We start from the raw sequence: 24,111 nt of genomic DNA on the forward strand, positions 1-24,111 counted from the left end.
GCCATGAGGGGGGTAGCTTCCGTTGTGCACGACTTACCAATCATCTAAAACCCGGGGATGACGCCCCAAATCCCGTCATTTTCACTAGTTTGTTTTCAGGTGTTGGAATTGCTCACGGTCTCATGCAGAACGAACCTGTCCAGTCGTTCTCTAAATGATTCTGCATCTAGCCTGAAATGTTGGTGTTTGATTTCTTGGTCGCCTATGAGAATATCGTGGTTTAGTTTACGCACGGCGCTCATCCATAAAAAATCGTTCGAGCCATAACCGGCAGAGGCAAGCTCGAGCACGTTGGTTCCTGGTTTGCAAAACATGAGGTTAGTTAAGGCTGCACCGTGGATGGCAACAATCATTTCGGCGTGATGAAAGAGGGAAAACTGTTCTTTGAAGCTCATTTGTTCAGGAGCCACGACTTCAAATCCGTGGCGGATAAGGTGAGGCATTAACTCATCTTCATTTAAAATATGCCTGAGTTTAGTATGTTTGCGTGACAAATAAATCCGCTTAGGCAAGGTAGTGAGCGTTGGGGTTTGATAATAATCCAACAAAATTTCATTTAAGAAAGCCATATAGGCTGCGCTGATAAAGACACCCTTTTTACCCACAGTTTCGTTTTCCCATACATACGCATGAGGGCAATAAAGGGCTTGATCGCTAGAAATAGCCATAAATGTTATCCGTGGATAACGTTTATGGATGGCGGCATATAGTTCTTTTTGCACCGCTCCAAGCTCATCACGCGTCACAATAACTAATTGTTGTGAATCGTTATAGACATGATGAAGGAAATAGAATAGCGCCTGAAAATAATATTCAAAAAAATGGTAAAAATGTTTGTGACCGCGGTTCATGCCGATCATTGAAAAATAAATTGAATCAGCAGAGCCTTCAATCTGCTTTAACTGGCGTGGTTTTATAAAATTATGGCGGGCTCCATCGGCTAAGATCAATTTTTAGTGGCTTGATCAACGATACATCCGGTATGTCCCAAAAACAGAACATTCTCATGTTCGGTTACCTGATAATGTGGTTTTAAAGAGTCTCCTACCTCATGGTCGCGCATCTGCATATAGCGTTTGATATGCGGTGGAAGGTGTATATCTAATTCAGCGTGCTTATATTCTGTGGAGTGAACAAAAAGCAGCCGTTTGGCTAAGGATAATGGGGGGACTTTTTCGATGTAATAATAATAACGATCCTTAAAGCCAGGCAATGCTTTAAAGAAAACACTGGAAAACTTCTCGCGCATGTTTCTTGAGGAAAACATGCGCGTTAATAATGGCTTTTGATAGGCTTTATGATTGGTGGACTCCATCGCAACCCCTTAGATAACAGATTCTAAGCTTCTTCGACGTCCATCTCATTGACCATCATGCCAATTGCTTGCTTGTAGATGTCAAGAAGCGTTTCTTGTTCATCGCGCTCATTGGGATCCATTTTACGAAGTTTAACAACTTGCTTCATGATTTTCGTATCAAAACCATTGTTTTTTGCTTCAGCATAAACCGACTTAATATCTTCGCTGACTGTGGCTTTATCTTGTTCTAAACGTTCGATACGTTGAATATATTGTAATAAAAACTCACCTGTTACACCGGCAATTTGTCTTGTCATTGGGTTGCTCCTTCACCTATACACATATAATTAAAACCACCTTGTACCATTGTTTGCCTTTTAAAACCATTCCGCAAATCAATTAACAACGGGTGCTTCATTATAGAACGTAATTGGGTAAGGTCAACGGCATAAAACTCCGGCCATTCGGTGATAATCACGATGGCATCGGCATCAGTAGCAACATCGAAAGGCGAGGTGCCAAAATGCACCGATGCAGGCAGCATGGTTTTTGCATGTGCCATTCCTTGTGGATCATAGGCATGAATAGTAGCCCCATGCCTTATTAATTCAGGGATAATCACCAAACTTGCACTGTCACGCATATCATCGGTTTGTGCTTTAAAGGTCAACCCCCAGACAGCAATTATTTTACCTTGTAGATTTCCGCCGCATTGCTGAATAATTTTATTTACAAGGTGATGTTGATGGTGATGGTTGGCCTTAATCGTGGCCTCAATCAGGGTAAGAGGATGCTGATGTTCCCGTGCAAAATGGCTGAATGAAATGGTGTCTTTAGGAAAGCATGAGCCCCCATAACCAGGTCCTGGCTTTAGATGCGTGCTGCCAATGCGGGGATCAAGGCCAATACCATAGGCCACATCGGCAATGCTGGCACCGGTTACATCACATAGATTCGCAATTTCATTAATAAAACTGATTTTCATCGCCAGGAAGGAATTCGCTGCATATTTAATCATTTCGGCGGAGCGCAAATGGGTAATAACCAATGGGTATCCTTGCCGGGTAAAGGGTTCATAGAGTTTTGCCAGCCTATCCTTGGCATGGTTATCATCCGAGCCAATAACAATGCGATCTGGTTTTAAGCAATCAGAAACAGCACAACCTTCGCGCAGGAATTCAGGGTTGGAGGCGATAGAAAATGGAATGTCTGGATGTAAGGATGTCAAAGTCTGTTTGATGAAATCGCCTGTTCCTACCGGAACGGTTGATTTGGTTACCAAAATTGCATGTGCTTTGAGAAACGGTGCGCAATCGCGAACAGCACCTTCGATATAGGAAAGATCTGTTTTTCCTGTTACTGGGTCCGTCGGCGTTCCTACCGCGATGAGGATGATATCGGCTCCTTTAATGGCGTCAAACGGTGAATCGGAAAAAGTGAGCGTACCTGCTGCTACAGAATCGTTGACGATCTGTTCCAGCCCCGGCTCATAAATAGGCATAATACCTTCTCGAAGTTTGCTGATTTTATACGAATCGCGATCAAGACAGGTAACGTTCCATCCCACATGAGCCAGACACGCACCACTTACTAATCCTACATATCCAGTTCCAATAACGGCTATTTGCATGGATGGTTTTCCTTAGGCTATAAATTGTTTAAGCAAAGACGTCACTTTTTTAGGATCATCCTGCAACGCAAAAGCGATATTGGCTTCAAGGTAGCCAAGCTGATGGCCACAATCGTAACGGTGTTTAGGAGAGAATAATCCAGTAAAATCCTGCTCCTTCACCAATTGGGCCAGGGAGTCAGTTAATTGAATTTCGCCACCAGCCCCTTTGTGTCCTTCTTCAAGAAAGTCAAAAATACGGGGGGTAAGGATATAACGGCCAACGATAGCAACATTGGACGGTGCTTCTGAGGGGTGCGGTTTTTCGATCATGCCTTTAATGGCGATGGATGTTGTGTTTCGATCGCCAGGTACGACAATACCATAACGGCTGGTGTCTTCTGAGGGAACGTCATCGACGGCTATGACATTATGTCCGGTTTGTTCATGAGTATAAACCATTTGTTTTAGAAAACCTTTATCAAGATAAACTTCATCGGCCAGTAACACGGCAAAGGGTTCATCGCCAATAAAATGGCGGGCGCACCAGACCGCATGCCCAAGCCCAAGAGGTTCGCGTTGGCGGATAAAGGCGAGCGACCCCGCAGGAGGTAGCCAGCCACTGGTTTCTTGAAGTTGAATTCGTTTGTCTTTATCACTTAAGGCTTTTTCAAGTTCGTAGGAATAATCGAAATGGTCGTTGATGGCAGATTTATTGCGTCCGGTAATAAAAATAAACTGCTCAATACCGGCGGTTACGGCTTCTTCGAAGGCGTGTTGAATCATGGGCTTGCTGTGAATAGGCAGCATTTCCTTTGGCATGGATTTAGTTGCAGGAAGGAAACGTGTTCCTAATCCCCCAACAGGAAAAATTGCTTTTTTGACGGTGCGTATGGTCATATATCTACTGATTGATTTACATCAAAGATTAACGGGTCTTAGGAGGTGGTGCAAGGATAAATTGAATAGGCTTATGAAGGATGAAAACAGGAGGAAGGAGAGGATTAATTTTTATAAATAAATTTGAGGTGTAATGTGTGGAAAAACTAGGGCGTGTCCTCCATTTGATATCTGCATAATTGTCCATGCTAGAAAGAGCATGGCTTTAAAATGTCGTGCCCATGTTCCGCTTCGTCTGGCAATGGGTCTAACGTGTTTAGGTCTGGCAAAACGATTTTTCACTAAATGGCGGAGCTTATGTAGATACGAGTCAAACGCTGAGTTAGGCTGTTTGCTATTGAATTTTCGTGGAATAACAGGATTTATCTTCGCCTAAAAAACAACGAGGCAAGCTTAGTTAGTCTTGCATTCACCCTTCTGTTTCCTATAACATGGGTTAATCGTCACTATTTATACGCATTATACGCAACTATGGGAGAAGAATATATGGTTCCAGCTAAGCAAGTGATTATTGAAAACGAATTAGGCGATTTACCCAGTTGGGATTTAACACATTTTTATGTGGGTATCGATGATCCTAAAATTGAAAGTAATTTACAGGATCTGCAGCGTATGTGTCTGGAGTTTCGTAAACATTATGAAGGCAAGTTGGCTGGGATTTCAGGAGATCAGTTTGCCGATGCTTTTGATGCCTATGATAAAATCGAGGATTTGTCAGGAAAATTGGGCAGCTATGCTTTTCTCCTCTATGCCCAGCAGGTGACCCATCCTGAGAACAGCCGTTTTTCCAAAACATCCAGGAAAAATTGACCGATATAGGCAAAGAGCTCATTTTCTTTTCGCTTGAGGTTAACCGCTTAGACGATGCCCAACTTGAAAAACAATACAGCCAGTCCGAACGATTGCAGCATTTTATGCCCTGGATACGGGATTGCCGGAGCTTCAGGCCTTATCAATTGTCGGATGAACTGGAAACCCTGCTTCACGAAAAAAGCGTCACCGGCAGGCAAAGTTGGGTAAGGCTTTTTGATGAAACCCTGGCTGCCCTTAAATTTCCTTTTGATAGCGATGAACTTAGCTGTGCTGCAATTTTGGATAAATTATCTAGCCCTGATGAATCTATCCGTAAAAAGGCTGCCAAATCGATTGGCGATATTTTAGCTAAAAATAATCGTCTGTTTGTGCAGATCATGAATGTGATCGTCAAAGATAAAGCGATTGAGGACCAATGGCGTAAATTTCCCAAACCCATTTCGTCACGCAATGTTTCAAACTATATCGAAGATCATATTGTTGAAGCGTTAATTGATTCGGTTGAAAAAAACTATGCTAATTTGTCGCATCGTTATTATAAGATGAAAGCTAAATGGTTAGGCAAAGAGAAGCTAGAATATTGGGATCGTAATGCACCATTGCCCAAACAGGAAGAAAAAATCATACCCTGGGCTGAGGCCGTGGACATTGTGCTGGGAGCCTACGGACGTTTTTCGCCGCGCATGGCAGAAATTGGAAAGCAGTTTTTTGACAAAAACTGGGTAGATGCACCAGTGAGGGAAGGGAAGGAATCGGGCGCTTTTTCTCATTCTACCGTGCCTTCAGTGCATCCGTATATTTTAATGAATTACCAAGGTAAACCAAGGGATGTCATGACACTGGCTCATGAATTAGGGCACGGTATCCACCAGTGTCTGTCTGCATCGCAGGGCATTATGGCCTATACGCCGTTGACCCTGGCAGAGACGGCTTCGGTGTTTGGTGAGCAATTAACCTTCAGGGCGTTGCTGGATCGTCAAAAGGATCATGATAACCGCAAGTTGATGATTGCCCAGAAAGTTGAAGATATGATTAATACGGTTGTCAGGCAGATTGCGTTTTGCGAATTTGAACGCAAAGTACATGATTTGCGCAAAGATGGCGAATTATCAGCAGAAGCCATCAACCAGGCATGGATGTCAGTTCAAGCTAGAAGCCTTGGTGAGGGCATTCGTTTTGATGAGGAATATCAGTATTACTGGTCGTATATTTCTCATTTTGTCCATTCGCCCTTCTATGTCTATTCTTACGCGTTTGGTGATTGCCTGGTTAATGCTCTTTATGGGGTTTATCAGGAGCAACCGCAAGGGTTTGCCGAGAAATATATCGCGATGCTTACCGCTGGAGGGACATTACGCCATAAAGAATTATTAGCACCATTTGGTTTGGATGCGGGTGATCCGCGTTTCTGGCAAAAAGGTCTGGATGTGATCGCCGGATTTATTGATGAGTTAGAAGCATAGTTTTAATCGTTCTTTTAAAGGTTAAAAAAATAAAAAACAGCCCGGCTTTTCTAAAATGGCCGGGCTGTTCTAAAATGAAGTGGTGATAATCTAAAACGCATTGCCGAACTTTCTGTGCTGTGCTAAAATGGGCGTTAACGTAGCTTAATACCCTAGAAAATTATTATCCATGGCCATTTTAACTGTTATTACTGAACCGGATCCCCGGTTGCATATTTGTTCTGAAGAAGTCGCGGAAGTTACCGACGATATACGGCATTTTATGGATGATATGCTTGAAACCATGTATCACAGCGAAGGCATTGGCCTAGCCGCAGTGCAGGTAGGTGTGCATAAACGAATTATCGTTATGGATATTGACCATTCGCAGGAACGTTATGAAAATGATGGTTCGGGGCAAGGCAGGCCTTTATGTATGGTGAATCCTACCATCGTGGCTTCATCAGAAGAAGAAAATATTTACCAAGAAGGCTGCTTATCGTTCCCTGGGCAATTTGCCAAAGTGATTCGTCCTAAAGAGGTAACGATTGAATACCTCGATTATGATGGCGAAAAACAAACACTCCATTGCACCGGCTTGTTAGCAACCTGCGTGCAGCACGAAATTGATCATATTAATGGGGTGGTGTTTGTGGATCATCTTTCCAAACTCAAACGCGAAATGATCTTAAGAAAACTCAAAAAATCCAAACAACTAGACGACGAAGCATAGAGGTATTGATGCGTATTATTTTTATGGGCAGTCCTGTATTTGCACTGCCAACCCTTGAATTGCTTGTTGATTCAGCCGAACACGACGTTGTCGCGGTCTATACTCAGCCACCAAGGCCAGCCGGAAGAGGGTATAAATTACAGCCTTGTCCTGTTCATGAAGCGGCACAGGAACACGGTATTCCTGTTTTTTGCCCCGCCAGTTTAAAGTCGGAGGAAGAGCAGGCTAAATTTCGTGATTTGAAAGCAGATGTTGCCGTGGTTGTTGCCTATGGTTTGCTATTACCAAAGCCTATTCTGGAGGGAACAACATATGGTTGCTTGAATATTCATCCTTCCTTATTGCCAAGGTGGCGCGGTGCGGCACCCATTCAACGTACATTAATGGCAGGGGATGAAATGACAGCGATTGCTATTATGAAAATGGATGAGGGATTGGATACTGGCGATGTCATGGCGATTGAAGAAGTTCCCCTTGCTGATGATACATTTCCCCAGTTGCATGATATTCTTGCATTCATGGGAGCAAAATTAATGTTGGAGGTGTTACGGGATATCGATAAGCTAGAGCCGCAACCTCAAGCAACAGAGGGGGTTACCTACGCCCATAAAATTAGAAAAGAAGAAGCCGAAATTGACTGGCGTCTGGATGCAAAACAGATTGATTGCTTAATTCGAGCGCTTACACCATCGCCTGGAGCATTCTTTCGTTGTGGGTTAGAAACCATAAAGATTCTCGAAGCAAGATATCAGGGGGGGCACTTTGGTAAACCAGGAACCGTTATTGACGATCAATTATCGATAGCCTGCGGTAGTGGGATGATCCAGCCACTGGTGTTACAGCGGGCTGGAAAACAGGCAATGGATCTTGAAAGGTTCTTAAGGGGATTCTCGATTAAGCCAGGAACTGTGCTGGTTCTGGATGGGAATACAACAGTGCATTAGTCCGTGTGTTTGATATGGTAAGGCGTTTTAAGCTCACAATTGAATATGACGGCACGCTGTATCATGGCTGGCAGATGCAAGAGGGGCTTGCGACTATTCAAGGAGCGCTTCAAGAGGCGATTTTTGTACTAACCGGCGAACGAGCCGATATCTATGTATCGGGCAGAACGGATGCGGGTGTGCATGCGTTGGCTCAGGTTGCGCATGTGGATATTCGCAAAGAATTACGTCCGTTTCAAGTGATGTCAGCACTTAATTCGCTTTTAAAACCGCAACCGATTTCTATCCTTCATGCAGAAGACGTGGCTTTCGATTTTCATGCACGATTTTCAACCCTTTATCGGCAATATCGGTATCGCATCATCAACCGTAGAGCACCGCTTGCCATTGAGCATAATCGAGCCTGGCGTGTGGTCAAACCATTGGATGTTGCCTTGATGCAACGGGCTGCTAATCACTTAATAGGCCATCATGATTTTTCGAGTTTCAGAAGCACGGAATGCCAGGCTGCGTCGCCTATGAAGCATTTAGATGTATTGCAATGCCTCCAGCAAGGTGATGCGATAGAAATCATGGCTAAAGCTCCATCATTTTTGCATAATCAGGTGCGGATCACGGTTGGAACGCTGGCTGAAGTAGGGATGGGTAATCGACTTCCTGATGAAATAAAGACAATCCTAGATGCAAAGGATCGTAGAGCTGCAGGACAAACAGCGCCTGCATGTGGTTTGTATTTGGAGCACATTGGCTATCCAGTTTAGACCTCCCCAGATTCATGCCAAGAGGGCGTGAATCTGCCCCTCCTCATCAGTGGAGGGTAGAAGGAAGCGAGCTACTCCCTAGCTTCCCCTCCAACACTACAAGGCAATCGTCTGCCCTCAAATAGCTATAGACATTCCATTTTCATTTCGTTACCATCAATAGAAGGGGACAATTTTGACGGGGGAAGAGATGTTACTGGAAACACAGCGTTTATCGCCATTTACCGATATTTTTACAGAGCGTGCAGAAGCCTATCAACGTGCCATGGAAACAAATCCAACGGCGCGTGATAAAGAGTTTTTAAACGTCCTACATTATGCCGATATTCAAGATGGGCATGTCGTATTTGATATTCCGTCATACGGCGGATATTTATTGCCACATACCCCCGTGAATGCCAAGGTGATTGGGCTTGATCCATCTGGTGCATTTGCCGAATTAGAACGTAAAACTGAACAGCAGGTGGTGCGTTGCGAAGAAATAGAATTTCCCTATCGTGATTGTACAGCCGATCGGGTGGTGTCTATATCTGGAGCGCATTTAATGGGTGATCGATTGGCTTTTTTTAAAGAAGTGAAGCGAGTCATGAAATTAGGTGGCATACTTTCGGTTGCCGATGTGCATATCGAATCTAAAGTTGCCCATTTCTTACAGCGTTTTGTGAATGCCAATAGTTCCAAAGGATACCAGGGAAAATTTGTTGATGATAATACGCAGCGTTTGATAGAAGGCTCTGGTTTGGTCGTTACCTTTGCCCAACGCATCAGTTTTCCGTGGAAATTTTCTTCTATCGATGGTGCCATTGAATTTGTCAGGCAACTTTTTGGTATTGATATGGCATCGCCCAAAGATATCGAGGCAGCCCTTCAGGACTACCTCGGTATTCAAAAAATCGGAAAAGAATATTATTTACGCTGGGAACTTATGTTTTATAAGGCTACCAGGGTACGGTTATAGTTATTTTCCTTTATCTGTCCTGTGATCATGGTGTTTCTGTTGACAGAGACGGTTGACGAAGCTGGCCTTTTTTCATGAGACTATGTGCGGTGGCTAACATCATCACAGTCACTTTCAAGGATGCTGCTGAAATCACGTTTGTTGGTATGGTTTTTGCGTTTTATTGTGTTTCGTACATGTAAGTGATGCATTTTTATAGATCGACCAAAACAGCGGGAATGGCTTCGATGAGGTCCTCAGCAATTAAGCCTGGGCCAATTTTATGGGCGCACTCGCTGTGGATCCACACCCCAATACAGGCTGCAATGAAGGGATCAACATGATTGGCGAGCAGTCCGCTACAGATACCGCTAAGCACATCACCGCTACCTGCTGTTGCAAGCCAAGCCGGAGCTGAATGATTGATAACGACGTGGCCATCTGGCGATGCAATGATGGTATCATGCCCTTTTAGAATAATGACCGCGTGACTTTGTGTTGCGGCAGTGAGGGCGCTTATAACGCGGTCTTGAGTGAGTGTAAATAGTCGTTTAAATTCGCCCTCGTGAGGGCTCAAAATGGTTGGGCCTTTCATAGCATCAAAGAGCTGTGAAGGTTTGGTCTGAAAACTGCTCAATGCATCCGCATCAAGCATAACTGGTTTAGCGGTAGCAAGAGCATGTAATACATGCTCTTTGGTTTGTTCAGAAACACCCATCCCGGGTCCTAAGACCAATGTTGTGTATTTAGGATTATGAAAGTAGCTGTAGAGTTCCTGGTTATTTTCAAAGGAGCGTGTCATGACGCTGAGAGCAGAACTGGCATAATAAACAAGATGCTGTTTTTCGCAGGCAATCGTAGCCAGCCCAGCTCCGATTCGTAAGGCAGACTTGGCACACATTTTAGCCGCTCCTGCCATTTCCGGTTTGGCTGCAACCACGAACACCGAACCTCTATCATATTTGTTGTAATGATCCTGTGGCCATGGGAAAAGAGCTTTCCAATTATCTGGATGATTGCTGGTCGGTGATATCATGGCAACGTTGCTATCCTTTTTTTAAAAGAATAGCAGTTGGGAATGAGGTTGGATAGATTAAAAATAGTATCGAGTCGTGCTACTCTTCTCAATAAAGGAGAGCACGCCCCTAAATTAACCAGCATTCATAATGGCTTTATTCAATTTTTCCAGAAAAACTGCTTCATCAGGAACTGGAGCAGAATGATGCCAGTAAGTATTTAATTCACTGTTTTTATAGGGCAATAAGAATTTCTTTTTTAATTGAAGAAGGGTCTCTTGATCGACTTCAGCAGGCAATTGTTGTTCGATACGATAGAGTAGACGGATAATATCGGCGCTGTCATTTTTGATGCTGAAATAATAAGGAGATGGATGATCAGGTGCTTCATCGGGTTCATGCCTACCAACGCTGACTTTAATTCCCAAGCTGATCATTCGTAATACTTTGCTGCGTTTAGCATGATAAGGGCTGGGGCTGGTATGATGTTCATAATCATCCATCGCACTGGCAGGGTGGTAAAAGCGTAATTCTGGCTCCTGGGTGGTCATGGCAAAATCCTGTTCATAGGGATCGCCATGAAACGATATCCATCCTTGAGAGTGCTCAGCTATGATGCCCTTATAAGCATCGTGAGTGAGGTGCTGGAGCATCATTAAAATTTCATGGGACAGAATGATTTTTTGTTCTTCATGCTGGGTAATCAGTGCTTCTTTCTGGTTGAGATAATAATGGAAAAAACGGATGGCATCGGGATCTGCAAAATTGAGGCAAAGTTGAAATCCGGCTATTTTTTGTTTTTGCGGTTTACGTCCACGTCTTGAAGGACTGCTTAAATCTTTAAGGGCAACTTCAATGCCAGGAAGCAAGCGTGCATGCTGAGTAGCATAATATTTGGCTCGAAGCGCCGTTAACTCGTCTTCAATAACACATTCAATCGCCTCAATCGATTTGACAGGAGGTCGTGACGTTACTTTAAATCGATAACCAACGCGGTTATGGAGCAAATCAACCACTTCGCGTAGCAATTCTGAGCTTTTCATATTAAGGCTTCCTCAATTCTTTTTCTTTATCTTAAAATGTAACGGTTAAATTACTCTTAAGTCAAAATGGAAAAGGCTTGAAAGCTTGGACATTATGTGCTTTACCTAGTCGCTAGAGATTAAAAATAGAATGAGATGATTACTATGGAATTTATCAAGAATTTTTTGAATACAAAAGCTGCCCCGATATTGATAAATCCCAGCGTGTTGCTCGTTCTTATTGTGATGGCGATGCTGTTATTTGCATGGGCAATTAAGCGGGATAAAAATATTTTATTGACGGTGGCATTATGGTTTTTCCTAGTGGAAATCATAGTGGGTATTTTGTACTCCATTTACTGGGCACCGCGTCCTGCTGATAAAATTCCAGCAATGCAGGCGGAAATTGTTGAATTAAAAACCGTTCTTAATAAAGAAGTACAAGCTAAGATTGCTTACGAAGCGATCAATAAACTTAAAAAGACCCAGGCAGAACTTCAGCAATCAAGTGCTGCCGAAAAAGAATTTGAGCAGTTTCTTGGCATGATAGGCGAGGCCAATGCTGGCGATCCCACCAAACAATATGCAGCGGGGTTGCGCTATATGAGTGGGGGTGCCCACCTTAAGAAAAATACCGAGCAGGCGTTGATTTGGATTAAACGCGCCGGCAGCAGGGGGTATAAGGATGCGCTTTATTATCTTGGCCGTTATTACCAATCGGGGAAGGATCTGGATTCTCAAAAATACAGTTGTTACTGGATGAGCCTGGCTGCTAGCCAACGTCATGAAAAAGCAACCGTTGAAGCACAAAGATTATGTGCAGCCCTGCCTAAAAATGCGCAAGAAGCTATCCGCAGCAATGTGGCAGAATGGAAACCTATTAAGTAGTAAGCTATGACAGCCAGACAAAACCAATTTCCTCTTGCTACGGCCATGCGTGAGTCGTTTAAGAAGGGATATGGTTTTAAGAAGCTGCGTAAGGATTGTTTAGCAGGCCTGGTTGTGTCATTAGTGGCCTTGCCTTTGGCAATGGCACTCTCTATAGCTGTGGGACTTCCGCCGCAACATGGGTTATATACAGCGATCGTAGCTGGGTTTGTTGCGGCTCTTCTAGGCGGTTCGATGAATAATGTCAGTGGCCCCACAGCCGCCTTCGTGGTCATCGTTGCACCCATCGTGGCTGAACATGGATTGCATGGTTTGGTGTGGTGTCAGATCATGGCAGGACTTATGTTGCTGATTATGGGATTTATGGGGCTTGGCCGCTATATCCATTATGTTCCTTATTCAGTGACTACTGGCTTTACTGCCGGTATTGCCATTGTGATTGCCACATTGGGACTCAATGATTTTTTAGGGTTGGGACTTAAAACACTTCAGGGTGACTATCTGGATAAGGCCTTCATGATTATAAGCCATCTACCTGATTTTAACCCCTACGAATTAACGGTAGGTTGTTTGTCATTAATCTTTATGATGCTGACGAATCGTTTGGTTCCTAAATTACCTGCGCCTATTTTCGGCATTATATTGGGGACTGCTTTAGCCTATGCGCTTGAAAGCATGGGACACCCAGTAGCAACGATTGCTAGCCGGTTTACGTTTACTGATGTAACTGGGATTCATCATGGAATTTCTAACGCACCACCATTATTTTATTCACCCACGCTAGAAGGCGGTCATTTGTTGAGTTTACCTTTTTTTGATGAGTGGAAAATTTTATTAATGCCAGCGCTCGTTGTGGCGCTACTTTCTGCGCTAGAGTCATTACTTACGGGTACGGTAGCAGACCAGATGGCTGGTACGAGGTTAAATCCTAACAGTGAACTTAACGGTATCGGGGTTGCTAATATCCTGACGGCATTTGTCGGTGGGATTCCTGCAACGGGTGCCATTGCAAGAACAGTAACAGGTATTAATGCTGGTGCACAGTCCCCTATTGCGGCGATCATCCATGCCGTGCTAATGTTGACCTATGTCATTTGCTTGGCCCCACTTATCAATCATGTGCCGATGGCAGCACTTTCGGCTTTATTGATGGTGACTGCTTATCGTATGTCGCATATTAAAGAAATTATCAATGCTTTCAAGCAGCACCGCGACAGCGATTTAATCGTGTTGCTGACATGCTTATTGCTGACGGTTTTTGTTGACATGGTAGCAGGGGTAGTCGTTGGATTTTTAATGGCGTCCCTGTTATTTATGAGGCGTATTGCCAATATCACAACGGTTGAACTTGAACAAGGGATATGTGAGGACGAGGAAGGTGAAACGATTCAGTTGCCGCAGCATGTGATGTTATTTAAGATAGACGGGCCGTTGTTTTTTGGAACAGTCGAGAAAGCATTTGACCGCTACCAGTTTATTCATGACCATATTAAAACGGTGATTATTGATTTAGAGCGTGTTCCTTTAATTGATTTGACGGGGATTGTTTCGTTAAAGTCGATGCTTAAAAAAATGATTGGCGATGGTAAAAAGGTTATTATTTGTGGGAATTCTACCTTAACTGAAAATATGATGAAAAAAGTCATCACCCCAGAGATGGCTAGTCATATCCGTGTAGCAGAAACGGTGGAAGATGCGTTGATTTAGAGGCTGGGGTTACGAGATCATTTTATGTTATCTCCTCGCGCTTGACGCGTTGGGATAGCGATTATCATCAGAAGTCATAAAGCTTCTCAATGACCAATCCGCCTGGAATGACCAGCGGCAGGGAATGAAAGAGGCGTTGCAACAAATGGGGTTAGGCGGGGATAGGCTTCCAAATGAAAACGCTGCCGAAGCAGTGCTGGGTTGCTTAGGGAATAGCGTAACCTAAAGCGCCGCTAAAACGATTACGAGAGCCATAAGTTCTGACTTTCTCGTTACGGTCTAACCGCTCTTTTTTAGGTTCAACTCAATTAATGCATGGAGGGGCCTTTGTTCTTTATAGTATTCAATAAATGTCTTGGATATAAAATATAGAAAATATATCTTCAACCCATTTTAGGTGAACACACTAGTAAAATTGCCCAAAGAAATGAAATAAGTAGAGTAGAGCGTACGTAATAAAAAGACTGATAAAAGACAATTAAGTGACTTGCCAGGGAATTTATCTATATATTATTGAAATGTTTCTTCTTCCTGAAGGGAATCATGGGTGATAAAATGAATGCGATTGCCATGGCCGTTGGCTTTAACCTCAGAAAGATACTCAAGGTTATTTTATGGCTCATTCTTACCCTGCAATGGTGGATGAAAATAAAACCTCAGGTGCGGGCATATTGCTAAATTAAAACAAAAAATGGGTTTTTTAGGAGAGACTAGTTAAAATTTTTAGCGATAATAGAAAGAAAAAAGTAGTTATTATGTTTTTATTATAAGTATTTCGTTTTTTAATAATCTGTTAACGAAAGGCAGCCGGTAACATGAAATCATCACCAAATAATACTAACAAAAATATTATTATAATCGCAGAAAAGGCACAAGAATCACTTTTGCATGGTTCAAGTGAAATTCGAACCTTGTTACCTGAGTTTGAGCGCAACTTGCATTTGTGGATTAATAAGGATAATAAACTTCTTTTATCTATTCTTGTTAATCCCTTTAATAGGCCTTTTATTGAGGCGTTTCTGACATGTGACAAAATAAATGTTTCTGCCGATGATATCAATTTAGTCCTAAATGAAGCAGACAAACTACCAAAAGAAAAATTAGACACGCTGCTTTCATTATTATTAGCTCCTCATTCCTGTCTTAGTCATATACAGGAAAAAGATAAAATCTATAGTTCTATTCTTCAGGCGATCTTGAAAAACGAACCAGTTAGTATCCCTCTTATATCTGCTTTTTGTCAGCATATTGAAGACTACAAGCCAAACATTAATTTATATCCAGATATGGAAGTACTGATATTAGATATCGACGATGAAAATGAATGGACGGCGAAATCCAAGCAACAAGAAAAAAACATCAAGACCATTTTACGAATTGATTCGCTTCTTTTTGAAACAATTATTAAACATTCTACCTTTTCAATGGAATTGTTTCTTTCTTTTTCTTCCGCATCCAGAGATGGCCTTAATTCTTCAATACAACAAAACTTTACTATTTTTTTAAAAAAAATCTATCAAGAAATACGGGAACATCGCACACCAGTATCAACAGAATTAAAGCAGTTTCTTGAAATAGAATATCAACAATGCAGAAATAATAAGAATGATAAAATAACACTTCTCCTTGAATCTATAATTGGCTTATATCAAAAACAATACGATATTATAGAAAATATTTATAAAGAAATAAAAAGCGGCCATGATGCTATAGTGCTTTGTAAAAACAGGCGAGGCCGACTGGATGATCATGAAGAAGTTTTATCTGGTCTGAGTAAAAATATTGCTGCTGCGAGAGCTAAGCTAAAGAAACTTATTTTAGAACCGCTAATATCTTCTGAGCGTGAAGAAGTTATAGTAAGAGTCTGTCAATACGGTTTAGTAGACGAAATTGATACGGTATTAAAGCAAAACCAGGCCAGTATCTCAGATTCGTATATTTGCAGGGCAGCGGCCAATGAAAATCCCGAGGTGTTGCCTTGGTTATTTAATCAATATGCCGCTAATGATCAAGTATGGAAAAAAAGCTTTCGTGATGAATGGAGCGAAGAAATCCATTGGAAAATGACGTTAAGGGAATCCTATCCTGAGTATTTTATGCCTATTGAGCACACCTTACAGAATGCGATTTATGTCGCTCTTCGTAGTAAAACAATTAATAATGTTGATTATTTGCTGTCATTCTCAAAAAGAATAGATGATTTTGATTTAGAAATAGACACGCAATTAATTGAGGGATTATTTATAGATCAACAGATTACTATACTCAAGCACTTACTAACTGGAGGCGTCAAGCTTGATTGGCTTTATAAAATAGCTGCCAGTAAGAAAGTATCAATGAGCATTACTTCGCTTTTACAGTTTTGTTCTATCATGATTAATGAGGCTCATAGACCACCAGATGCGCATCATCAAATTGCTCTATTTGAAAAAATTATACGTGAAGGACAATTTCATCATATCGCAGAAGCTATGGCTTTATTTGAGATCAAAAATGATGATCTATTTAAGATCTTATTCAAAGATGGTTTAAGAATAGAGCACTGTAATCTCATTTCAGAAATGATTGATACATTTGTTCCAGGAGAACACAACCTACTTCTTTTTGAAGAAATTGCTGACAATGTAGTGGAAAAATTGCAATTGCCTGATATTAATTCGCACTCTTTAAAAAGAAGCTTCTATTCTATAAGCAAAAATCGCCCTCAATGTGTTGCCTTATTTAAAAAACTATATGCGATATCTCCAGAAATATTTACTTGCAATACGAATTCATTAAGCTGGTCTGAAAAAATGAATGCTGCAATTTTTATGAAAGACGTGGAACTTTTTGTATCTTTCTATGAAAAAGCATATCCAGTTATGCATAAACCAACTTTATTCTTTAATGATCAAATTAAACAGTTAGAGGTTTTAAATAAGTATTGGGTAAGTCTGGTTCCTCAGCCAGGCAGCTCAGAGAATCAAACGGGTACAAATATTGCTCATGTGCGGGATGTTTATTTCAAGCATAGGCAATTTCTCAGAGATTGTTTTACTGCCTGTATTGATAGAAATTTGGATGTCATCCCTCTGCTTGCTACGATGTATGGTATTTCTTTTTCAGCTCGTATGCCGGATCGTCACTTATTTTTAAAGGAACTGTTCGCCGATAATAAAGTGCTCGATGCATTATCAACCTCCCAAGCTTTAAAAAAGCTTGATCTTCTCTTTGACGGCGTTAAAGCAAATTCTGCTATTAATCCAGATGAATTTAGGAAAACATTATACTGGTTTAGAGATACTTACCTTCATGATCCAGCTGGAGCCGATACACTTTATAATAGTTTTTCTTTGATTCATGTGTTTGGTACCTTTGACATCGTCCAGCTATTTTTAAATAAAGTTAAATCGAACAAAAATTATGAAGATGCTCATTGGAATGAACAGTTTTTTGCATTTGATTTCCCAAAGAAAAGAGAAAATGATACGACCTGGAATCGGGAGACTTGGGCTAAGTTAGTGCTTGATTCCAAGCATCCTCAAAAAATGATTCGATTACTTCAATACGCTCCGCAGTTAGAACAAGTGATGAAAGCTAGCCAAGAAACACGGGAAAAACTTGCTCAAATGCATCAGAGTAAGTTATTAGAAAGAGCAAACAAAGCCAGCCCCACTGAGGAGGCTAAAGAGGAAAAGTTATCCAAGGAGAATACCCAGCGTTACGGTCAAAAGGCCAAAAAATGGCATTCTAGTAAAAAACGCCCCTATTTAGCACAACAAGTTAGTTATGAGTCTTTACTGGAGGTCGTAGTCAGGCATTATTATGCACCATCCATAACTCTGGATAACCGCCTGTTTGCATTTGCTGTTTTATGTTTTGAAAATGGAGTTGATGCCAGCCAATTTAAAGAGTTAATAGATTATTACAAGCAACGTGTCCCAAACGATAGATTACCCAACAACGTAATCGATGGAAAAAAATTCGGTAAGCCAGGATATTATCTTACAAAAACACCCAAAGATGATCCACGTGGATTGATTATAGGCATCCTTCTTAAATGCTGCCAAAATGCGACTGGAAAACGATATGTGCATGGCGGTCATCGAGCTGCTGTGTTCAGTATGACGTCTGAAATAGGAGCGCTTTATAGTATTTATAAGCAAAGAGGTAAAAAACCAAATCTGTACACCGACAAAATTTATACGTCTGCATTTAGCTGGATTTCTGAGAAAGGGAATCTGGTGTTCGATTCTATTGAATCGCGATTACCCCGTATGAATCAACATTGGATTGAGGGTTTCCAACAGCTTGCACAGGAATGTTTAGGTTATGAGACATCCCCGGGACGACCAATCCAGCGTGTACTGGCAGGCGTGCATAGCAACACCCCGCGGACACACTCTATGTTAATCACCAATGACCCTGAAATATTGCCAACTGAGAATCAATTTAATTATGATTCAGAGGATCAGTATGTTTTGTCTTCTGTGTTAGAAACGGATCATTCAAACGTTCCATGTACAGTGGATCAATGGACTCTCATCAAAGGAGTTGAGCAAGTCTATACCTATAAGCAAGTGACTGAAGAAATCACTCGTGTAGATCGGAAAGAATTCTGGCAGCAACATCCTATTACCCACGCATTGCTGCAAACGGATAAAGCTAACCCTCTGGTTGAGCTAGGAAGTTTTATGACTGCTGACAATCGCCAGCGTGATGGTGAATATGCCTTAACCAAAGAGGCAGTAGCCCTGTTATTGCATCACAAATTAGTGATTAATAAACAATCTGATATAAATTATGATACGAATAATATTTTTGTTATTGAAGGTAAAGAGCAATTGAAAGAGTTAGTTTCTAATCTTCAATTGAAGGAAGGCGAGGATGCAAAAATTGTCTATTGTGAGCAGCATAGAAGTGTTGCCGTTTACATTAAAAAATGTGAAAGCTTAACCATGATTATTATACAGGATCCCGACTGTGTTTCAATCCATCAATTGCACGATTTGACAAGTTGGGTAAGTCAATTGAAAGCGTCTTTCGATGATAGCATTATGGTCATTAATGATGACGATTTCGAAACCACAAAAACATCAGGTGCCGTATTTGCTATCAAGGCCATCGCAAGTTTTTGTGATAAAAGAGTTTCATTTATAAATGATATTTCAGAGTTTCTAGATGATAATTCTTTATATGACTTAGAAAAACATTCTCTATGCTATCCAGGAGTTTATTTGATTCCATATAAATTTAAACTAAACTCATGGATGAAATATACAGAATTTGGTTTTGCTGAATTCGATGAGGAATTAGTTGAGGAACTTAAACAAGTAGATGAAGGCAAAGAAGCAAGATACATTGGTTTTGATGGTGAACACGTTGAGAAGCTTAAACAGATAGTTAAATTCCAAGAAGCTAATAGCGTCCAATTTCCAGAATCAAAATGCTATGTGAGTGCGCTTAGTCTAAAGTATAAATGGTATGATAAGTTAGAAAAAATACTTTCGACAGAAGGTCATACGCCTGAAAAACCTACAGGTGGCTTTGTGGAGAAGGTAATGCGCAGCATGTCGCTGAGGACACCAGGTGTGATTTAAGCAAATCGCCAACTCCTGCTAAAATAGTATGGCAATGTGAAGCAATAAGCTTACTGCTACTTATGTGACTCTAGCTCGTCACCCCTTGGTAAAGGAAGCGGAAAAGCTGGGAATAGGTTTGCGTCAGAGTTAGGTGAGGCTGAGTAAACATGCGCTTTACATGGCAAATCGCTACATGGCAGCCAAACCTCTTGTAAATGACATGGAATTAAAACAAGAAGGCTATGCTCCCCAATACCCAAAGGAACCAAACACAACAAGAACACCTTATTACGTTTTATCGGACAAATTCAGTAAAAAACTTTATATTCCAGAAGGCCGTGATTAGTCAAGGTAACGGGTATGTTTAAAGCCTGGCTAAACCAACTGCAAAAGCCAATTCTTCGGCGCAGGAACAGTTTGTGGCCGATTATGAACCTCGCTGACGAGAAACCACATTACGTTCATGATTGAGGTACATGTTGGGAGTAGACATTGGTAGAAGAAGCAGATTTTTTCACAAAATCTTGGTGTGATTTAAATTGCGGCCTCAAAATAGATGTATTATTTGGCCTATTTAGACAATCAGGGTTTTGCCTCTTTAGACAATCAGGGTTTTGCCTCTTGATACGAAGAGAGTCAAAAGCCTGGTCACTTTCCTGATGTTTAATACAATATACCGCGGATAATCGGGGATGCATACCCAATAAATGGCTTCCTAATTGGATGTGATATTTAGCACTCTCTAGTGGTCCTGTTCTCTTTTGCATTAATGCATCAGGATGTTTGACAGATAAGGTATACATTTTTGATAAGTTTGATTCAGTATGCCTTTCTAGCAAATGTGAATAATATGGATTCTCAATTTTATGGGTAAATGTAAATTGCTTTCCATCCGGGCTTGAGAGGCGATAGGCTGCATATATCCATTGCGTTCGAAGAGAAGGAAACGTTAATTCTTGCCACTTGATTCCGCCAAATGCATAATCGGCTAAATTAACAGCCCGTGCATATTTTGGAGGATGGATTTCATATATCCAGCCTGATCTAGGCTGATTTTCCTGGGTTCTGTCTTTTAATGCAAACCGGATTGCAACATCCAAATCAAAGGAGGTTGATGTCCCAATACTATTTCGTTCCGCGGGAAGCCACGCGGTGTTGATTTTAAACTTAAACCATCCATAGTTGCCGTCCCTACCATGAGGTATATGTGTAAATGCAAGATTTTCTTGAATTATCTGTTCATCGAGGGACGTGTTAATTCCCCGGTAGAGTATTTCGTTGCCCTCTAATTTAGTTCTCTCAATTTTAGCTAATGTACATATAGATTCGGCTAAACTATCATGAAGATATCTGTATATGTTGTCAACAATTCTATGATGGAGTGTTTCTTTGTCTTGAATGTTAAAATGATTCAAAAATTGTACGATGCTTTTTGGTATTTTATTTTCAATAAAATACCTATTAAGCTTGTCTGCATTATCAAAATGCCTGTATATAATTCTAATGTGTTTTCTTAGTGAATCATTTTTAACGTCTGGGGCGCATGCTAGTTTTATTTCTTCATTTCTGGCTTTCACTCTGGAAAATTCAAAAAGGGCTGGTATGTGGTTTCTTATACTGTCTTTAAGATCGCTCAGTTGTTCTCGTGAATATAATTGAGTATCGGATGCAAATTTTTGAATGACAACATCGATAATATCGCATTTTTTATATAAAATATGAGCAAATGCCTGGTAGTTAAGATTAGGATATTCATCAAATAGGTTATCTGATGAGGCCTGCATTTTTTCCCACATTTCTTCCATGATTAATGTTCTATTTTTCATAACACCCAGTATTTTTATTTATTAAAACCTATGTTGATCTAAGAAAAACTTTGTTGAGGCAATTTCAAAAGTCTTAAACTAAGGGGAAAAGCAGGATTTTATCTAAAAACATGAAAAAGGAAGCCCCTCCGACAAATACAATTACCCAAATACACAAGAGAAAGAGTATCTACGAGTGCGAGATTATCAGAATACTGGCATACAATTCAAGCTGAATTTTTTCCTATTATTGCGATATAAAAGCATTATTATAGTAAGATATAATATATTTTTCCAAATCGTTTTCCTTTTGTTTCTTCTCGACAAGGTCTTGTAGTACTTCGGATTGTTTTGTAATAAGTTTATTTAAAATTCTAATAGTATTCTCCTTCATGTGATGGACTCAAATTGATTGAAATAGTATAAGTATGATATATCATTAAAGATATATAGTAAATTAGAATTTTTAATTAATTATATTGTGGGTATTCAGCTTTTGATAGTATAGTTCAAGTTTAAAGCGCAAACACATATAGGATGTTTCCTTTGTCATACAGACAAAGGAAACATAAAATGGCAATAAGTAAAAAGGTTCAAGCACTCATTGAGCCTCCCTTAGAAACGGGTCATTTCTAACTTACCACAGTTTTTTAAATAGTCTGGATAGCGGAACGTGATAAATTACGAACAGTTTCTGTGTTATATCCTATAGATTCCAAAGCAATACGCATATGACGAATGCTTCTTGGTCCGTAAGTGGTGTTATTGCCATGAGCGAATATGCCTCCTACTATTTTTCCTTCAGCATTCTTTAATGCTTTGTGCGAACTACCGGTTTTTTCATTTATATAATTGTATTCACTTTCCACTAAATTTCCTTTGGCATTCTTTAATTCTTTGTGCGAACTACCGGTTTTTTCATTTATATAATTGTATTGAGTTACCACTAAATTTCCTTTTGCATTCTTTGATGCTTTGTGCAAACTATCTATTTTTTCATTTATAGAAGTGTATTTACTTACCACTGAATTTCCCTTGGTATTCTTTAATTCTTTGTGCGAACTGCCGGTTTTTTCCTTATCTCTCAACTCCTCGTTAAGGCGTTCCCATACTTGTGCGAATTCCCTATAAGTAACAGTTTGATACTGGGAAGGATCCCATATTCTAGATAATGTATCGATCATTCTATTCGGTATGGGTACACGGTTGATCCAGATTTTTTCTGGTTTATTCAATACGGAAGGATGGTCCTTTTGGTGACTCTCTTTCTGAGTGCGATTCTTGATTATAGCTTTATAACTTCTGGAATCAGTATCGCTTTTCCGTTCTTCGTTTTGATTTAGATATGTATTGTGACCTTCATTAATATTAAAATCGTTAATATTATCATGAGCCGAAGCTGATGGCACTTCCATATTCTGCTCCTCTATGATGATTTCTGAAGCATGAACTTGGGGTGACTCCTCTTTTTTAATAGGTATGATTTCTGAGCTAACATTTTTTACGGATATAGCGATATTAGCAGGAGAGATAAGGGGAGAAGACGGATCGTCGTTTACCTTTATTTGCTCTTCGGCCTGATTGGAAAGATTTTTTTTAATTTTTTGTCTTTGCCTATATTTTTGCCTCTTTAGTCTTTTTTTCTCCTGCTTTTGTTGTTGAAGTACCCGTGTTTCATTTGTTTCAACGTTATGATGGTTTTGGAGTTCGGCGTCTTTAATCATTGTCTCCATCATAGGGAAGGAAGGCAAGGGCTCGGGATTCTTTATTGTTGATAATTCGTTCTGTGTCGTAAAGGTATTTGGCTGCAATTTGATATAATAATCAAAAAAGAACCAATCTGATGTTCTTCTTGCCGCAATATAAGCATAATCTATTGAGTCTTTTTCACCTGTGAAGTTCTCATGAAGTGAAACAAGTGCTTTGAATATATCATGTAATGGTGCATCACTATAGAAATCTCTAATTTCATCTTTATATGGCTGCTGCTCATGTGTATTAAGGTTAATATTAGTCTCTGCTTGGCCCTCAGGTGTTATCCAGTATTGATAGAGCTCTATCAATGCTTTGCTATAAGATTCATACCTGTCATTCATTTGACGAATTTTCTGCTGAGCTTTAAGTGTGTGGGATTCAAAATGGCTAGGATTTGTATCTGTATAGTCAGCATATAATTTTTTTTTAAGATATTCAGCTTTTGAATGGTTTTTCTTATTTTGTTTCATGATACTGAATTGGTCGCCATTCCATCGAACGTCATCAAGAAGCTCAAATCGTTTTAAGGCAAAATATTTAATAATATCTGCCAATGAACAGCGATTGTTTTCCCAATCTTCTATGATACGTAACTCTTTGCCGTATAAATTCTTTAGACACCTATTTGTCACATAGTGTTCATAATCACCTTCATTTTTATTATGTAGAGAATTTTTAATAGATTCCCGTGTACTTTCTATTAAATCTGCTGCTTGAATATAATTCATATCTTCTTGTTGCAGCATAAAAGCATAATCATAGAGACCTATAATAGATTGGTCCAAATTGTTTTCCTTTTGGTTCTTCTCGATAAGGTCTTGTAGAAATTCGGATTGTTTTGTAATAAGTTCGCTTAAAATTCTAATAGTATTCTCTTTCATGTGATGGACTCAAATTGATTGAAATAGTATGAGTACGATA

General features: G+C 40.4%; 17 protein-coding genes and 1 pseudogene. 9 read left to right on the plus strand and 9 right to left on the minus strand.

Annotation, left to right across the window (positions count from 1 at the left end):
• Positions 1–95: 95 nt before the first annotated feature.
• The 5 genes from IPP74_09170 to galU are packed head-to-tail and all read right to left on the minus strand — an operon-like array spanning position 96 to position 3,806.
• Positions 96–950 carry a glycosyltransferase family 61 protein gene (locus IPP74_09170; protein MBL0319438.1) on the minus strand — a complete coding sequence of 285 codons (855 nt, stop codon included), beginning with the start codon at positions 948–950 and terminating at the stop codon, positions 96–98.
• Positions 947–1,315, minus strand: coding sequence for a hypothetical protein (locus tag IPP74_09175; protein MBL0319439.1), 369 nt, complete (start codon positions 1,313–1,315; stop codon positions 947–949). The genes IPP74_09170 and IPP74_09175 overlap by 4 nt, the downstream gene beginning before the upstream one ends.
• 23 nt (positions 1,316–1,338) lie before the next feature.
• Positions 1,339–1,614, minus strand: a complete 276-nt coding sequence (locus tag IPP74_09180; GenBank protein MBL0319440.1) for a DUF2312 domain-containing protein — start codon at positions 1,612–1,614, stop codon at positions 1,339–1,341.
• A complete protein-coding gene (locus tag IPP74_09185; GenBank protein ID MBL0319441.1) occupies positions 1,611–2,927 on the minus strand; it encodes a UDP-glucose/GDP-mannose dehydrogenase family protein in 1,317 nt (438 codons plus the stop codon). The genes IPP74_09180 and IPP74_09185 overlap by 4 nt, the downstream gene beginning before the upstream one ends.
• A gap of 12 nt (positions 2,928–2,939) precedes the next feature.
• Positions 2,940–3,806 (minus strand): UTP--glucose-1-phosphate uridylyltransferase GalU, encoded by an 867-nt coding sequence (gene galU / locus IPP74_09190; GenBank protein MBL0319442.1) that lies wholly within the window; start codon positions 3,804–3,806, stop codon positions 2,940–2,942.
• A 486-nt stretch (positions 3,807–4,292) separates the two neighbouring features.
• On the opposite strand from galU, the pseudogene IPP74_09195 reads away from it, so the two are divergent.
• The 5 genes and pseudogenes from IPP74_09195 (at position 4,293) to IPP74_09215 (ending at position 9,457) form a co-directional block, all read left to right on the plus strand.
• Positions 4,293–6,082, plus strand: a pseudogene (locus IPP74_09195) (M3 family oligoendopeptidase).
• Between the two features lie 169 nt (positions 6,083–6,251).
• Positions 6,252–6,794: a peptide deformylase gene (locus tag IPP74_09200; protein ID MBL0319443.1), complete on the plus strand. Its 543-nt coding sequence runs from the start codon at positions 6,252–6,254 to the stop codon at positions 6,792–6,794.
• A gap of 8 nt (positions 6,795–6,802) precedes the next feature.
• Entirely contained in the window at positions 6,803–7,738 is a 936-nt protein-coding gene (locus tag IPP74_09205) for a methionyl-tRNA formyltransferase (GenBank protein MBL0319444.1), read from the plus strand.
• A 14-nt stretch (positions 7,739–7,752) separates the two neighbouring features.
• Complete coding sequence (gene truA, locus IPP74_09210; protein MBL0319445.1) at positions 7,753–8,499, plus strand: tRNA pseudouridine(38-40) synthase TruA; 747 nt, start codon at positions 7,753–7,755, stop codon at positions 8,497–8,499.
• Between the two features lie 175 nt (positions 8,500–8,674).
• On the plus strand, positions 8,675–9,457 hold the full coding sequence (locus tag IPP74_09215) for a methyltransferase domain-containing protein (protein ID MBL0319446.1): 783 nt from the start codon (positions 8,675–8,677) through the stop codon (positions 9,455–9,457).
• Positions 9,458–9,650: 193 nt separating this feature from the next.
• Here the strand turns inward: IPP74_09215 and IPP74_09220 are convergent, their stop codons facing one another.
• Positions 9,651–10,472, minus strand: a complete 822-nt coding sequence (locus tag IPP74_09220) for an NAD(P)H-hydrate dehydratase (protein ID MBL0319447.1) — start codon at positions 10,470–10,472, stop codon at positions 9,651–9,653.
• A 114-nt stretch (positions 10,473–10,586) separates the two neighbouring features.
• The gene (locus IPP74_09225) at positions 10,587–11,495 is read right to left on the minus strand and encodes a hypothetical protein (protein ID MBL0319448.1); all 909 of its coding nucleotides are present in this window, start codon (positions 11,493–11,495) and stop codon (positions 10,587–10,589) included.
• A 144-nt stretch (positions 11,496–11,639) separates the two neighbouring features.
• Between IPP74_09225 and IPP74_09230 the strand changes: the two genes are divergently transcribed.
• The 4 genes from IPP74_09230 to IPP74_09245 all read left to right on the plus strand — a co-directional run bounded on the left by IPP74_09230 (position 11,640) and on the right by IPP74_09245 (position 19,976).
• Positions 11,640–12,362: a sel1 repeat family protein gene (locus IPP74_09230; GenBank protein ID MBL0319449.1), complete on the plus strand. Its 723-nt coding sequence runs from the start codon at positions 11,640–11,642 to the stop codon at positions 12,360–12,362.
• Between the two features lie 6 nt (positions 12,363–12,368).
• Positions 12,369–14,069: an STAS domain-containing protein gene (locus tag IPP74_09235; GenBank protein ID MBL0319450.1), complete on the plus strand. Its 1,701-nt coding sequence runs from the start codon at positions 12,369–12,371 to the stop codon at positions 14,067–14,069.
• 815 nt (positions 14,070–14,884) lie between these two features.
• Positions 14,885–19,648: a hypothetical protein gene (locus IPP74_09240; GenBank protein MBL0319451.1), complete on the plus strand. Its 4,764-nt coding sequence runs from the start codon at positions 14,885–14,887 to the stop codon at positions 19,646–19,648.
• 160 nt (positions 19,649–19,808) lie between these two features.
• The gene (locus tag IPP74_09245) at positions 19,809–19,976 is read left to right on the plus strand and encodes a hypothetical protein (protein ID MBL0319452.1); all 168 of its coding nucleotides are present in this window, start codon (positions 19,809–19,811) and stop codon (positions 19,974–19,976) included.
• 115 nt (positions 19,977–20,091) lie between these two features.
• Here the strand turns inward: IPP74_09245 and IPP74_09250 are convergent, their stop codons facing one another.
• Positions 20,092–21,456, minus strand: a complete 1,365-nt coding sequence (locus tag IPP74_09250) for a hypothetical protein (protein ID MBL0319453.1) — start codon at positions 21,454–21,456, stop codon at positions 20,092–20,094.
• 629 nt (positions 21,457–22,085) lie between these two features.
• Positions 22,086–24,071 carry a hypothetical protein gene (locus IPP74_09255; protein MBL0319454.1) on the minus strand — a complete coding sequence of 662 codons (1,986 nt, stop codon included), beginning with the start codon at positions 24,069–24,071 and terminating at the stop codon, positions 22,086–22,088.
• Positions 24,072–24,111 lie beyond the last annotated feature (40 nt).

Source organism: Alphaproteobacteria bacterium (assembly GCA_016722515.1).
Classification (GTDB): Bacteria; Pseudomonadota; Alphaproteobacteria; order Rickettsiales; family JADKJE01; genus JADKJE01.